The following is a 13809-nucleotide window of genomic DNA, read 5'->3' on the forward strand; positions in this document are numbered from 1 at the left end:
CGGAAATCCCGCCCGATCTTTCGATCGGACGGGATTCCCGTTTGTCTGTGGACCTGTGGGGATTTGAACCCCAGACCCCCTCGATGCGAACGAGGTGCGCTACCAGACTGCGCCACAGGCCCTTGCGACGTGTGAAACATTAGCATCCCGACCGGCCCAGGCAAAAATCCGTTCCTCCGCAGGTCAGCCGGGGGCCGTCGCGACCCCGCGGAGAGGGGTCATTCGTTGGCCGCCCGGGGGCGGTCGTCCTCGTCGGCGTACTGGTCGAAGAGGGGCGTGCGGCCGTGGTCGCGGGGGCGGCGCGGGGCGCTGCGCTGACGGGGCGCCGGCGAGACCGGGGCGGGGTCGGCCGCCGTGGAGGAGCGGGCGGCGCTCCAGGTCTCGGGATCGGTGATGTCGATGCCGCTGGTGGCGCGCGGGGCGACCGGGGCCGTGACGTAGGTGGGGAGCGGGACCGGGACCGGGTCCCAGCTGTCGCCGCGGGCGGGGCCGCGCTCGCGCTGCTGGTCGACCCATTCGGCGTGGTCGGTCTGCTCGACGAGGGCGCGGCGGTCGGCCTCCTGCGGGGAGGGCGCCGGGTCGGGGAGGGGCTCCGGGGTCGGGGCCGGACGGCGGCTCTCGCGCAGCCGGGCGGCCGCGGCCTCGGCGCGGCGACGGTCCATCACGTAGACGAAGCGCCGTCGCTCCTGGACCCGCAGATGGACGATGTACGCGCTCAGGAGCAGCGCGGGGACGGCGGGCGCCCACAGGAAGGTGACGCCGCCGACGGCGGCGACGACCGCGCCGAGGGTGAAGCCGGCGAAGAGGAGCGTGGTGGTGCGCCGGCGCCGGGCGAGGACCTTGCCCCGGCGGGCCCGCTCGGCGGCGGCGCCGGTGGCGGCGCGGCCTGCGGCCGGTGCGGGGGCCGGGTCCGGAGCGGGCTCCGGTGCCGGTTCGGGGAGCTCCATGCGCGCCTCGGTCCTGGCCGCGGGCGCGGAGAAGGCCCGGACGTCGACCGAGCTGAGATGCTCGGTCGCCACGTCCGGGTCCACGTCGGGCGTCGGGTCCTCCGCCGTACGGTCCCGCTCCTTGAGCTCCTTGGCGTACCGGCGCTCCATGCCCGCCCGTCCGGAAAGCAGCCGGATGGCGGTGCTGAAGCGTTCCGTCGGACGGGCTTCGTTCAGCTCGTCCTGCCTGCGGAGCCACATCGGCACCAAGTAGGCGGCCCAGGCCCCGACGATGACTGCGTAGATGAGGCCGCTGCTGCTCACGCCTCACACGGTAGAGGGGTTCGCGCGGGGCCATCGGCCAATTGGCCCGGTGTGTCGCACGATCTGGCTGATATCACTGAACTTTTTTGTGATTGTTCAGATCGTTTGCGTGCCAACTGCCGATTGAATTCGAACACTTATCGCATTCTTGCCTGATGCCAGCGCCTCAACAGCCCCTCTGGCACCTCCTCCGCCGTGAGGGCGAAAACCAGATGATCGCGCCAGGCGCCGTCGATATGGAGATAACGCGGCCGCAGCCCTTCCTCGCGGAATCCGAGTTTCTCCACCACCCGGCGCGACGGCCCGTTCTCCGGGCGGATGCACACCTCCATGCGGTGCAGACCGACCGCGCGGAAGCAGTGGTCGACGGCGAGCGCGACCGCGGTGGGCATCACCCCGCGTCCGGCGACCTCGCTGTCCACCCAGTACCCCACGTGCCCCGAGCACATCGAGCCCCAGGTGATCCCCGCGACCGTCAACTGCCCGACGAGCCGGCCCCGGTACTCGATCACGAAGGGGAGCATCCGGCCCGCGTTCGCCTCCGACCGCAGATGGCGCACCATCTGACGGTAGGTCGGCCGCTGCGCGACCGGTCCGCCGGGCGGCGCCGGGGGGACCGTCGCCTCCCAGGGCCGCAGCCACTCGCGGTTGCGCCGGTTGACCTCGCGCCAGGCGCTCTGGTCGCGCATCCTTATCGGCCGGAGCGCGACGTCCCCGTCCACGAGCGCCACCGGCCAGGTCGGGATCACGACGGTCTCGGGTGGTCGCCGCCGCGGATCTGGTCGACGGCGTGCCGGAGCAGCGGCTCCAGGACCGCCAGGCCGTCCCGCACCCCGCCCGGGGACCCGGGCAGGTTCACGATCAGCGTGCCGCCCGCGACGCCGGCGAGGCCGCGCGAGAGCGCCGCCGTCGGGACCTTCTCCCGGCCGTGGGCCCGGATCGCCTCCGGGATGCCCGGGATCTCGCGGTCGAGGAGCCGGCGGGTGACCTCGGGCGTCTCGTCGGTGGGCGAGATGCCGGTGCCGCCGGTGGTGACGACCACGTCGTACCCGGCGGCCACCGCCGCCCGCAGGGCCGCCTCCACCGGCGCCCCGTCCGGGACGACCTGGGGGCCGTCGACGGCGAAGCCCATGGCGGTCAGGCCCTCGGCGATCAGCGGGCCTCCCCGGTCCTCGTAGACCCCGGCGGACGCCCGGTTGGAGGCGGTGACGACGAGGGCCGCGTACGGGCCGGTCAGAGCCCCGCCGAGGCCGGCGCCGGGCGCCGAGGGCGTCTCCCCCGGGTCGGCGGGACCTTCGTGCCCGTGGGTGCCGGCCGGCCGGCCCCCGCGGGTCACGAGGTGCTCCGCGTCCAGTGCCCCGACTTGCCGCCCGTCTTCTCCTCCACCCGTACGTCGGAGATGACCGCGCCCTTGTCGACCGCCTTGACCATGTCGACGACCGTCAGGGCGGCCACCGAGACCGCCGTCAGGGCCTCCATCTCGACGCCCGTGCGGTCCGTGGTCCTGACCGTCGCCAGGATCTCGACCGCCTCGTCGGTGACCGCGAGGTCCAGGGTGACCCCGGACAGGGCCAGGGGGTGGCAGAGCGGGATGAGGTCGGGGGTCTTCTTGGCGCCCATGATCCCGGCGATCCGCGCGGTGGCCAGCGCGTCGCCCTTCGGGACGCCCTCGCCGCGCAGCAGCTCGACCACGCGCGGCGAGACGAGGACCCGCCCGCTGGCCCGCGCCGTGCGGGACGTGACGTCCTTCGCGGAGACGTCGACCATGCGGGCCGCACCCGCCTCGTCGATGTGGGTGAGACCTTGCTGCGTGCTCATGGCCGTGACACTCCCGGTCGCTGTATGGGGACGACACCGTACCCCCACCCTCGCCCCCTCAGCGGAGGAGGACCACTTCCAGCGTGCTGCCGGGCTCCACGCCCTCGGCCTCCTCCGGGACGACGAGCAGGCAGTCCGCGTGCGCGAGGGCCGCGATCAGATGGGAACCGGCGCCGCCCACGGGAGTGACGGTGCCGGCCTCCGCGTCGTAGGTGCCGCGCAGGAACTGGCGGCGGCCGAGCGGCGAGGAGAGGGCCTCGTCGGCTGCCAGGACGGCCTGGACGCGGGGCCGGTGGAGGTCCTCGACCCCCATCAGCGCGCGGATCGCGGGACGGACGAACAACTCGAAGGAGACGTACGAGGAGACCGGGTTGCCCGGAAGGGCGAGCAGGGGGATCTGCTCGGCGCCGATCGCGCCGAAGCCCTGCGGCTTGCCGGGCTGCATGGCCAGCTTGCGGAAGTCGACCTGGCCGTCGGCGGTCAGCGCCTCCTTCACCACGTCGTAGGCGCCCACGCTGACCCCGCCGGTGGTCACGATGAGGTCGGCGCGGATGAGCTGGTCCTCGATGGTGGCGCGCAGCGACTCGGCGTCGTCGGCGACGGCGCCCACCCGGTAGGCGAGCGCTCCGGCGTCCCGGGCGGCCGCGGCGAGGGCGAAGCTGTTGGAGTCGTGGATCTGGCCCGGGCCGAGCGGCTCGCCGGGCTGGACCAGCTCGCTGCCGGTGGACATGACCACCACGCGGGGCCGGGGGCGCACCTTCACGGTGCCCCGGCCGATCGCGGCCAGCAGACCGATCTGCGGGGGCCCCAGGACGGTCCCCGCCGCCAGGGCCCGCTCGCCGGCCCGGACGTCGCTGCCGGCCGTGCGGACGTGGGCCCCGGCCTCGGCGGAGCGGTGGACGCGGACCTCGCCCGCGGCGCCCTCGGGGGCGGTGCTCGCGGCGCGCATGCCGGTGGCCGCGCCCCCGCCCGTGCCGCCGTCGGTCCACTCCACGGGGACGACGGCCTCGGCGCCGGGCGGCAGCGGGGCTCCGGTCATGATCCGGGCGGCCTGGCCCGGGCCGACGGTGGGCAGTCCGCCGTCGCCGGCGGCGACGTCCCCGACGACGGTGAGGACGGCGGGGAACTCCTCGGTGGCTCCGGAGACGTCGGCGACCCGGACCGCGTACCCGTCCATGGAGCTGTTGTCGAAGGGGGGCAGCGCGGCCGGCACCGTCACGTCCTCGACGAGGACGCAGCCCTGGGCGTCGAGGAGTTGCAGCTCGATGGGTTCGAGCGGGCCGACGGTCGCGAGGATGTCGGCCAGGTGCTCGTCCACGGACCACAGGCCGCGGGCCGGGCCCGCGCAGGGGTCCGCGGGCCCCGCCCCGTGGTCGTGGCCGTTGTCGTCGGGGGACGGCGACGGTGCCGTGCTGCTGCTCAAGGTGCTACATCTCCTCGCTGACGTATCTCCGGAGCCAGGCCCGGAAGTCCGGTCCCAGATCTTCACGTTCGCACGCGAGTCTGACAATGGCACGCAGATAGTCCCCGCGGTCACCGGTGTCATAGCGGCGCCCCTTGAAGACGACGCCGTGCACCGGGCCGCCGATCTTCTCGTCGGCGGCGAGCTTCTGCAGGGCGTCGGTCAGCTGGATCTCGCCGCCGCGGCCCGGCTCGGTCTCCCGCAGGGTCTCGAAGACGGCCGGGTCCAGGACGTAGCGGCCGATGACGGCGTAGTTGCTGGGGGCCTCCGCCGGCTCCGGCTTCTCGACCAGGTCCGTCACGCGCACGACGTCCGCGTCGACGGTCGCCTCGACCGCGGCGCAGCCGTACAGGTGGATCTGCGAGGGGTCGACCTCCATGAGGGCGATCACGCTGCCGCCCTCGCGCTCCTGGATCTCGACCATGCGCGCGAGGAGCGGGTCGCGCGGGTCGATCAGGTCGTCGCCGAGGAGGACCGCGAAGGGCTGGTCGCCGACGTGCGGGGCGGCGCAGAGCACGGCGTGGCCGAGGCCGCGCGGGGCGCCCTGGCGCACGTAGTGCATGGTGGCGAGGTCGCTGGACTCCTGGACCTTGGAGAGGCGTTCGTCGTCGCCCTTCCGGCTCAGGGCCTCCTCCAGCTCGTAGTTCCGGTCGAAGTGGTCCTCCAGGGGACGCTTGTTCCGACCGGTGATCATCAGGACGTCGGAGAGACCGGCCGCGACGGCCTCCTCGACGACGTACTGGATGGCCGGCTTGTCGACGACCGGCAGCATCTCCTTGGGCGTCGCCTTGGTCGCCGGGAGGAAGCGGGTGCCGAGGCCGGCGGCCGGGATGACAGCCTTGCTGATCCGGCCGAGCCTGGGGAGCGACTGATTCATGCGGTGCACCTTAGCCGTTCGGAATGAGAGGAAGATGTGCCTTCGGTTAACTTCCTTCACATAAAGACAGTTACAAGACATTCGTGCATTCACATGAGGCCGACATGACACCCGATGCTTCCGAAAAGGCCCTGCTCCGCAAGCGACTTCTGGCGGCCCGCGCCGCCCTGAGCGCTGATTCCCTCACGGACACGGCCGAATCCCTCGCCCGCCACGGCGTGGAACTCCCCGAGCTCGCGGAGGCGGGCACCGTCGCCGCGTACGTGTCGGTGGGCCGCGAGCCGGGCACGCGCGCGCTGCTCGACGCGCTCCACGCGCGCGGGGTCCGGGTCCTGCTGCCCGTACTGCTCCCCGACAACGACCTCGACTGGGCCGCGTACGAGGGTCCGGAGCACCTGGCGAAGGCCGGCCGCGGGCTCCTCGAACCGGTCGGGCCGCGACTGGGCCCCGAGGCGGTCCGCACCGCCGACGCGGTCCTGCTGCCGGGCCTCGCGGTCGACGGGCGCGGCATGCGGCTCGGCCGGGGCGGCGGCTCGTACGACCGGGTGCTCGCCCGGCTGGCGCGGGCCGGCCTGGACCCCGCGCTGGTGGTCCTCCTCTACGCGGACGAGGTGGTCGCCCGGGTCCCGGAGGAACCGCACGACCACCCCGTGCACGCGGTGGTGACCCCGGTCGGGGTCACCCGTTTCCGCCCCTGATCAGGGCTTGAGGACCAGCGTGTCCTTCGTCGCCGCGGTGACCGCCGCGGCGCCGTAGGCCCAGTCCAGGAGCTCGCCCTTGGCCCAGGCGTCCGTCTGGTCGGTGTAGTTCGAGTGGAAGGCGTGACCGGAGGCACCGGTCAGGTTGATCCACCGGGACTTGTCCCAGTCGCCGACGTTGACGACCATCCGCATCGACGGCACCCAGATGACCTCGTAGCCGCCGGCCGCGTTCCAGCCGGTCGCGTCGACCGCGGCCTCGCCGCCGCCCAGGTTCCACGGGCCGCGGTTGAGCAGCTGCTGCACGACGCCGGGACCGGCGGTGCCCAGGGTCTGGTTCTTCAGGGTCAGCTGGTGCAGCCGGCCCCAACTCCAGGTGGTGACGTCCTTGCCGAGCTTGGCCGTCAGCTCCCAGCGCGCGTCCTTCATGGCCTGGGCGAGCAGCTGGTCACGGTTGGCGGTGGGCTGGTTCGTCCGGTCGCCCGGGGTCTTCCACCAGTCGCTCTTCTCCTGCTTGAGGAGCGGGCGGACCACCTCGTACCAGCGGTCGCCGCCGTCGGGCTGCGCCGAGTCGGCGTCGCGCTGGCCGCACTCCCGCACGAGCTTGTTCTGCTCGTCGACCGGGCCGGTGGAGTCGACGGGCCGGACGTTGATGCAGTCGTCCTCGGCGCGCAGCTCCTTGGGCAGCTTGTTGCCGAAGGCGAGCTTGAGGACGTTGCGCCAGACCGCGTTGAAGTAGGCGGCGGCGGCCGAGTCGGGCTCCTGGGTGTAGTCCCAGCCCTCCAGCAGCTTCTGCGCCTCGCGGACGGAGGGGTCGGAGATGTCGATCTTCAGCAGCAGCGGGTTGAGCAGCGTCGCGATCTCGCTGCGGTTGTCCGTCTGCATGGTCCGCATGTCGTCCGGCGAGATCTTGCCGCCGTCCCGGGTCTTCGACTCGATGAGGTCGTTGATCCGCTGGCTGCGCGAGCCGTAGCCCCAGTCCTTGGTGAGCAGGTCGGGGTAGGTCTTCTCCTCGATCACGGCCTGGTTGGCGGTGACGATGTAGCCGCGCTTCGGGTTGTACTCGTAGGGCAGCTGGTCGAAGGGGATGTACCCCTTCCACCGGTAGGAGGAGTCCCAGCCGGGAGCCGGCAGGGTGCCGTCGCCCTTGGTGCGCTGCGGGATCTTGCCCGGGGACTGGTAGCCGATGTTGCCCGCGGTGTCGGCGTAGATCAGGTTCTGGGACGGGACCTCGAAGTTCTTCGCGGCCGCCCGGAAGGCGGTGAAGTCCTTGGCGCGGTCGATCGCGAAGATCGCGTCCATCGACTTGCCCGGCTGGAGGGCGGTCCACTGGAGGGAGACGCCGTAGCCGGTGCCGCGGTCCGGGGCGGAGTTGCCGACGGGGGCCTGGCGGCCGACCTCCTCCAGTTCGGAGGAGCGGTCGGAGACGAGCGGGCCGTGGTCGGTGGAGCGGACGGTGATCGTGCGGTCCTCGCCGCCCGCGACCTTGATGACCTCCTCGCGGCTGCTGAAGGGCTTGACCTTGCCGTCGACGAGGTAGCCGTCGGGGCCGACGCGCTCCAGGTAGAGGTCGGTGACGTCGGCGCCGAGGTTGGTGAGACCCCAGGCGATCTTGTCGTTGTGTCCGATGATCACACCGGGCATGCCGGAGAAGGTGTAGCCGGCGACGTCGTAGCGGCAGGTCGCCGAGACCGAGCGGCAGTGCAGGCCCATCTGGTACCAGAGGGACGGCAGCTGGGGCGCGAGGTGCGGGTCGTTGGCGAGCAGCGGCTTGCCGGAGGTCGTCAGCTTCCCGGAGACGACCCAGGAGTTCGAGCCGATGCCGTTGCCGTTGGGGCCGAGCAGCGCGGGGATGGTGTCCAGGACCTCGGAGAGCGCCCCGAGCTGGGACTGCGCGCCGGAACCGTCGGAGCCGGGACCGCTGCCCGGGGTGTCCCCGGTGGTCGCCCCGTCGCCCTCGCCGGCCTCGGCCTTCGGGTCGAACTTCCCGGTGGACTCGTCGACGGCGCCCTGGCCCACGATCGGCTGGTGGAGCGCGTACGGGTACTCCGGGTACAGCTGCTTGATCTGCGCCGCGCTCAGCCGGCTGGTCAGCAGGGAGCGGTCGATCTCGTCCTGCATGTTGCCGCGCAGGTCCCAGGCCATCGCCTTGAGCCAGGCCACCGAGTCGACCGGGGTCCAGGGCTCGATCGCGTAGTCGTTGGTCAGGGCCAGGGCCGCGTACTCGACCGAGACGTCGGCGGGGTCGCGGTCCTTCAGGTAGGCGTTGACGCCCTCCGCGTACGCCTGGAGGTACTTCTTCGTCTCGGGCGACAGGACGGTGTCGTACTCCTGCTGCGCGACCCGGCGCCAGCCCAGCGTGCGCAGGAAGGCGTCGGTGTCGACCTGGCTCTCGCCGAACATCTCGGAGAGCCGGCCCGCCGTCACGTGCCGGCGGACGTCCATCTCGTAGAACCGGTCCTGCGCCTGGACGTAGCCCTGGGCGCGGAAGAGGTCCGTCTCGCTGTCCGCGTAGATCTGCGGGACGCCGTTGGCGTCGCGCTTGACCTCGACCTGGCCGGAGAGCTTGTCGAGCCGGATCTCTCCGGTGGTCTGCGGGAACGAGGCCCGGACGGTGCTGACACCCCAGTACCCGCCGAACCCGACACCGGCCACCAGTGCGAGGACCAGGACGAGCAGGAGCAGGCGGGCGCGCCGCCCTTTCTTCTTGGCGGGGGGCGCGGTCGTGTTGGAGGGCATCGCTGTCCTTCGAGGGGCAGGGTGATCCTGGAGTACGGGAGCCACCTTAGGCGCAGCGTCCGGGCGGCCTGGACGCGGTGTCAGGAAGAGAACCGTACTGATGAGCGAGGAGGCGCAAAGACGGCGTCAAGAAAACGTTAAAGATTAGGTAAGGTAACGAAGTGTCGTCCGCTGGAGGAACGATCCAGCTGCACACGAGGGGAAGGAACGGCCACTGACTGTCCACCAGCTCAACGAACTCCTGCTGATCTGCTCGCTCGTGTTGCTGATCGCGGTCGCGGCCGTCCGGATCTCCTCCCGGAGCGGCCTCCCCAGCCTGCTGCTGTACCTGGGCATCGGCGTCGCCATAGGGCAGGACGGGATCGGGAACGTCGCCTTCGACAACGCCGAACTGACCCAGGTCATCGGTTACGCGGCCCTGGTCGTGATCCTCGCCGAGGGCGGCCTCGGCACGAAGTGGAAGGAGATCAGGCCGGCGCTTCCCGCCGCCGTCGTCCTCTCCACCGTCGGCGTCGCCGTCAGCGTCGGCGTCACCGCCGCCGGCGCGCACTACCTCGTCGGCCTCGACTGGCGGCAGGCCCTGATCATCGGCGCCGTCGTCTCGTCCACGGACGCCGCGGCCGTCTTCTCCGTCCTGCGCAAGGTGCCGCTGCCCTCCCGGGTCACCGGTGTCCTGGAGGCCGAGTCCGGCTTCAACGACGCCCCCGTCGTGATCCTCGTCGTCGCCTTCTCCACCGCGGGCCCCGTCGACCACTGGTACGTGCTCGTCGGCGAGATCGCCCTCGAACTCGCCATCGGCGTCGCCGTCGGTCTCGCCGTCGGCTTCGTCGGCGCCTACGGCCTGCGGCACGTCGCCCTGCCCGCCTCCGGCCTCTACCCGATCGCCGTCATGGCCATCGCGGTCGTCGCCTACGCCGCCGGCGCCATGGCCCACGGCTCGGGCTTCCTCGCCGTCTACCTGGCCTCGATGGTCCTCGGCAACGCCAAGCTGCCGCACGCGCCCGCGAACCGCGGCTTCGCCGAGGGACTCGGCTGGATCGCCCAGATCGGCATGTTCGTCCTGCTCGGCCTGCTCGTCACCCCGCACGAGCTCGTCCACGACTTCTGGCCCGCCGTCGTCATCGGCCTCGTCCTGACGGTGGTCGCGCGGCCCATGGAGGTCCTGGTCAGCCTGCTGCCGTTCCGGATCCCCTGGCAGGAACAGGCCCTGATGTCCTGGGCCGGCCTGCGCGGCGCCGTCCCCATCATCCTGGCCACCATCCCGATGGTCTCCGGCATCGAGGGCAGCGAGCGGATCTTCAACATCGTCTTCGTCCTGGTCGTCGTCTACACCCTCGTCCAGGGGCCGACCCTGCCCTGGCTGGCGAAGGCGCTGAAGCTCGGCGCCTCCGGGGAGGCGGCCGACCTCGGCGTCGAGTCCGCCCCCCTCGAACGGCTCCGCGGCCACCTCCTCTCCGTCGCCATCCCGGAGCACTCCCGGATGCACGGCGTCGAGGTCGCCGAGCTGCGCCTGCCGGCCGGGGCGGCCGTCACCCTCGTCGTACGGGACGGGGCGAGCTTCGTCCCCGGCCCCGCGACCGTCCTGCGCCACCACGACGAACTCCTCGTCGTCACCACCGACCCGGTGCGGGACGCCACCGAACGCCGGCTGCGCGCGGTCGGCCAGGGCGGCAAGCTCGCCGGCTGGCTCGGCACCGGGGGCGCGACGGCGGCCTCCACCCCCGCCGGAACGGCTCTGCGCTTCCATCGGCACGACGAGCACCACCGACGAACATCCGGTTAATCCGAGGCATTAATTGAAGGACAGGAGCGTTTTCCCAGGCGGGAGGACGCTCCTCCCTGTACCATGAAGGCACACTTGATCGAACCAACTCTGCCTGACGCAGAGCTGGCGCGACCGTATGGCGGCCGTGGCGCCCCTCCGCAGTGGGGCCGGCCCGGTATCTACCGCAGTAACGCGCATGAGGACAGCTCTCGGCGACATCCGCACCACCGTGCGGGAGCGCGCTACCAGGCGGCAGAAAGGCCAGGACCGTGGCGTCCACGGTCACCTCGGACACGCGTCCGGGTTACGGGCAGCTGCTGCGCACCCCCGGCGCGCTGTCCTTCCTGCTCCCCGGCTTCGCCGCCCGGCAGCCCTTCGCGATGCTGACCATCGGCATCGTCCTGCTCGTCCAGCACACCACCGGCTCGTTCGGCAGCGCCGGCGCGGTCGCCGCCGTCACCGGCGTCTCCATGGCGCTCTTCGCGCCCCAGAGCGGCAAGCTCGCCGACCGCTTCGGCCAGCGCGCCGTGCTGGTCCCCGGCGTCCTCGTCCACACCGCGTCCGTCTCCCTGCTCGTGGTGCTCGCCCTGGGCGGCGCCCCGCTCTGGGCGCTGTTCCTGGCCGCCGTCCCCGCCGGCGCCTCGGTGCCGCAGGTCGGCCCGATGGTCCGGGCCCGCTGGGCCGCCAAGCTCGACGGCACCCCGCTGATGCCGACCGCCGCGGCCTTCGAGTCGGTCACCGACGAGTTCACCTTCGTCGTCGGCCCCGTCCTCGCCACCGCCCTGTGCACCGGCATCCACCCGGCCGCCGGCCTGATCACCGAGGCCGCCCTCACCCTCGTCGGCGGCCTGTTCTTCGCCGCCCAGCACGCCACGCAGCCCGCGTACGGCCACGCCGCGGCGACCTCCGCGGAGCCCCACCGCTCCGCGCTCTCCGTCCCCGGCGTCCGCGTCCTGATCGTCGCCTTCCTCGGCATCGGCTCCGTCTTCGGCGGCATGCAGGTCTCCCTCACGGCCTTCACCGAGGAGATCGGCAACCCCGGCGCCAACGGCCTGCTCTACGGGATCTTCGCCGCCGGCAACATGCTCGCGGGCATCGCCATGGGCGCCGTCGCCTGGAAGACCGGCCCCCGCCGTCGCCTGATCCTGGGCTACGCCGGGCTCACCGCCGCAGCCTCGCTGCTGTGGACCGCGCACTCGGTGCTGCTCCTCGGCGCCCTGGGCCTGGTCGTGGGCCTCTTCATCGCCCCGGCCCTCATCACCGGCTACACCATCGTCGAGACCCTGATCCCGGCCTCGGCCCGTACCGAGGCGTTCACCTGGCTCACCGGCGCCGTCGCGCTGGGCCAGGCCGCCGCCGTCACGGTCGCCGGCCGCCTCGCCGACACACAGGGCTCCGGCAGCGGTTTCCTGGTGCCGATGGCGGGCACGGCACTCGCCCTGACCACGCTCCTCGCCCTGCGGTCGCGGCTGAAGCCGCGCGAGTCGAGCCGGGTCGCCGCGCGTGGCATCGGTCACCGCGTGCCGGTGGCGGTGGACTGAACCCACGGAATACGTCAGTATGGATCGTCGTTAGCACTCGATGAGTGTGAGTGCCAGGAGGAAGTCACAGTGCCGACCTACCAGTACCAGTGCACCGAGTGCGGCGAGGGCCTCGAGGCGGTGCAGAAGTTCACCGATGACGCCCTGACCGAGTGCCCCAGCTGCAAGGGACGCCTGAAGAAGGTGTTCTCGGCCGTCGGCATCGTCTTCAAGGGCTCCGGCTTCTACCGGAACGACAGCCGCGGCTCGTCGTCCAGCAGCTCGCCGGCCTCGTCGAAGTCCTCGACGCCGTCGACCTCGTCCACGACGTCGGACGCCAAGCCGGCCGCGTCGACCTCGTCGTCGTCCTCTTCCGCCTCCTCGACGTCCTCGTCGGGCACCGGAAGCTCGGCCGCCTGAGATCTCTTTCCCGAGGGGCCCCGTCGCCACGTGCGACGGGGCCCCTCGGCATGGCCGGGGCCCGCGCATAGGGTGACCGCCATGGCGAACCACGACGCGTACGCGGAGATCGGTGTGATCGGCGGCTCCGGTCTCTACTCCTTCCTGGAGGACGTCACGGAGGTGTCCGTCGACACCCCCTACGGCAGCCCCAGCGACTCCCTCTTCCTCGGCTCGGTGGCCGGACGGCCGATCGCCTTCCTCCCCCGGCACGGCCGCGGCCACACGGTCCCGCCGCACCGGGTCAACTACCGCGCCAACCTCTGGGCGCTCCGCTCGCTGGGCGTGCGGCAGGTCCTCGGGCCCTGCGCGGTCGGCGGACTGCGCGAGGAGTACGGGCCCGGCACCCTCGTCGTGCCGGACCAGCTCGTCGACCGCACACTGAACCGGGCGCAGACCTACTTCGACGGCGAGCGGCGGTCCGACGGCGCCCTGCCCCGGGTCGTCCACGTGACCTTCGCCGACCCGTACTGCCCCGACGGGCGTCGCGTCGCGGTCAAGGCCGCCCGGGGGCGCGGCTGGGAACCGGTCGACGGCGGGACGATGGTCGTCGTCCAGGGGCCCCGCTTCTCCACCCGCGCGGAGTCCCGGTGGCACGCCGCCGCCGGCTGGTCCGTCGTCGGCATGACCGGCCACCCCGAGGCCGTCCTCGCCCGCGAGCTGGGCCTCTGCTACACCTCCCTCGCGCTCGTCACCGACCTCGACGCGGGCGCCGAGACCGGCGAGGGCGTCTCCCACACGGAGGTGCTGCGGGTGTTCGGCGAGAACGTGGGGCGGCTGCGCGAGGTGCTGTTCGACGCGGTGGCCGCACTGCCCGCCACGATCGACCGCGACTGCCTGTGCACCCATGCCCACGACGGCTGGGACCTGGGGATCGAACTGCCGTGAACCCCCCTCGGGAGTGACGCGGTCGTCCACAGGCGGGGTGTGGTCCCCAGGCCGGAGCGGGACGTCGGCGGGGCCGGGAGAGTGGGTCGGGACCTTGCTCCTCCCGCTCCCGGCCGAACAGGCGGTGTGCCCGCATGACGACCACCCTCCCCTCCGTTCCCGCGCCCCGCGCGGTACCGCCCTTCGAACCGCTGCGGGTCCGCGGCGCCCGGCACCGGCTGCGGCGGGCGCTGCGGCGCGGGTGGCTCGCGCCGGCGCTGCTCCTCGCGCTGGCGGCGGGGGGGGGGGGCGGGGGGGGCGGCGCGGGGGCGGGGTGCGGGGCCGGGGCCGCGC

General features: G+C 72.5%; 12 protein-coding genes, 1 tRNA gene and 1 pseudogene. 6 read left to right on the forward strand and 8 right to left on the reverse strand.

Annotated elements, in window-relative coordinates; genetic code table 11:
• Positions 1-48: 48 nt before the first annotated feature.
• The 7 genes from AB0424_RS30390 to galU form a co-directional block, all read right to left on the reverse strand.
• A tRNA-Ala gene (locus AB0424_RS30390) sits at positions 49-122 on the reverse strand.
• A gap of 96 nt (positions 123-218) precedes the next feature.
• A complete protein-coding gene (gene glpR, locus AB0424_RS30395; RefSeq protein ID WP_366310045.1) occupies positions 219-1250 on the reverse strand; it encodes a gephyrin-like molybdotransferase receptor GlpR in 1032 nt (343 codons plus the stop codon).
• A gap of 137 nt (positions 1251-1387) precedes the next feature.
• Positions 1388-1999 (reverse strand): GNAT family protein, encoded by a 612-nt coding sequence (locus tag AB0424_RS30400; protein WP_366310047.1) that lies wholly within the window; start codon positions 1997-1999, stop codon positions 1388-1390.
• Positions 1996-2487: a MogA/MoaB family molybdenum cofactor biosynthesis protein gene (locus tag AB0424_RS30405; RefSeq protein WP_366310069.1), complete on the reverse strand. Its 492-nt coding sequence runs from the start codon at positions 2485-2487 to the stop codon at positions 1996-1998. Before AB0424_RS30405 ends, AB0424_RS30400 begins: the two co-directional genes overlap by 4 nt.
• Before the next feature lie 95 nt (positions 2488-2582).
• Positions 2583-3068, reverse strand: coding sequence for a cyclic pyranopterin monophosphate synthase MoaC (gene moaC / locus AB0424_RS30410; RefSeq protein WP_366310049.1), 486 nt, complete (start codon positions 3066-3068; stop codon positions 2583-2585).
• 58 nt (positions 3069-3126) lie between these two features.
• Positions 3127-4395, reverse strand: a complete 1269-nt coding sequence (gene glp / locus AB0424_RS30415) for a gephyrin-like molybdotransferase Glp (RefSeq protein WP_366310071.1) — start codon at positions 4393-4395, stop codon at positions 3127-3129.
• 100 nt (positions 4396-4495) lie between these two features.
• Positions 4496-5407, reverse strand: a complete 912-nt coding sequence (galU, locus tag AB0424_RS30420) for a UTP--glucose-1-phosphate uridylyltransferase GalU (RefSeq protein WP_366310051.1) — start codon at positions 5405-5407, stop codon at positions 4496-4498.
• A gap of 104 nt (positions 5408-5511) precedes the next feature.
• Between galU and AB0424_RS30425 the strand changes: the two genes are divergently transcribed.
• Positions 5512-6105 (forward strand): 5-formyltetrahydrofolate cyclo-ligase, encoded by a 594-nt coding sequence (locus tag AB0424_RS30425; protein ID WP_366310053.1) that lies wholly within the window; start codon positions 5512-5514, stop codon positions 6103-6105.
• Here AB0424_RS30425 and AB0424_RS30430 read toward each other — a convergent pair whose 3' ends face one another.
• Positions 6106-8844 carry a penicillin acylase family protein gene (locus AB0424_RS30430; protein ID WP_366310055.1) on the reverse strand — a complete coding sequence of 913 codons (2739 nt, stop codon included), beginning with the start codon at positions 8842-8844 and terminating at the stop codon, positions 6106-6108.
• Positions 8845-9103: 259 nt separating this feature from the next.
• Between AB0424_RS30430 and AB0424_RS30435 the strand changes: the two genes are divergently transcribed.
• The 5 genes and pseudogenes from AB0424_RS30435 to AB0424_RS30455 all read left to right on the forward strand — a co-directional run.
• Positions 9104-10627 (forward strand): potassium/proton antiporter, encoded by a 1524-nt coding sequence (locus tag AB0424_RS30435; protein WP_366310057.1) that lies wholly within the window; start codon positions 9104-9106, stop codon positions 10625-10627.
• 251 nt (positions 10628-10878) lie between these two features.
• On the forward strand, positions 10879-12150 hold the full coding sequence (locus tag AB0424_RS30440; RefSeq protein ID WP_366310059.1) for an MFS transporter: 1272 nt from the start codon (positions 10879-10881) through the stop codon (positions 12148-12150).
• 69 nt (positions 12151-12219) lie between these two features.
• On the forward strand, positions 12220-12549 hold the full coding sequence (locus tag AB0424_RS30445; RefSeq protein WP_366310061.1) for an FmdB family zinc ribbon protein: 330 nt from the start codon (positions 12220-12222) through the stop codon (positions 12547-12549).
• A gap of 81 nt (positions 12550-12630) precedes the next feature.
• On the forward strand, positions 12631-13476 hold the full coding sequence (locus tag AB0424_RS30450) for an S-methyl-5'-thioadenosine phosphorylase (protein WP_366310063.1): 846 nt from the start codon (positions 12631-12633) through the stop codon (positions 13474-13476).
• 134 nt (positions 13477-13610) lie between these two features.
• Positions 13611-13809, forward strand: a pseudogene (locus tag AB0424_RS30455) (hypothetical protein); the annotation flags it as partial.

Source organism: Streptomyces sp. NPDC051180 (genome assembly GCF_040689545.1).
Classification (GTDB): Bacteria; Actinomycetota; Actinomycetes; order Streptomycetales; family Streptomycetaceae; genus Streptomyces.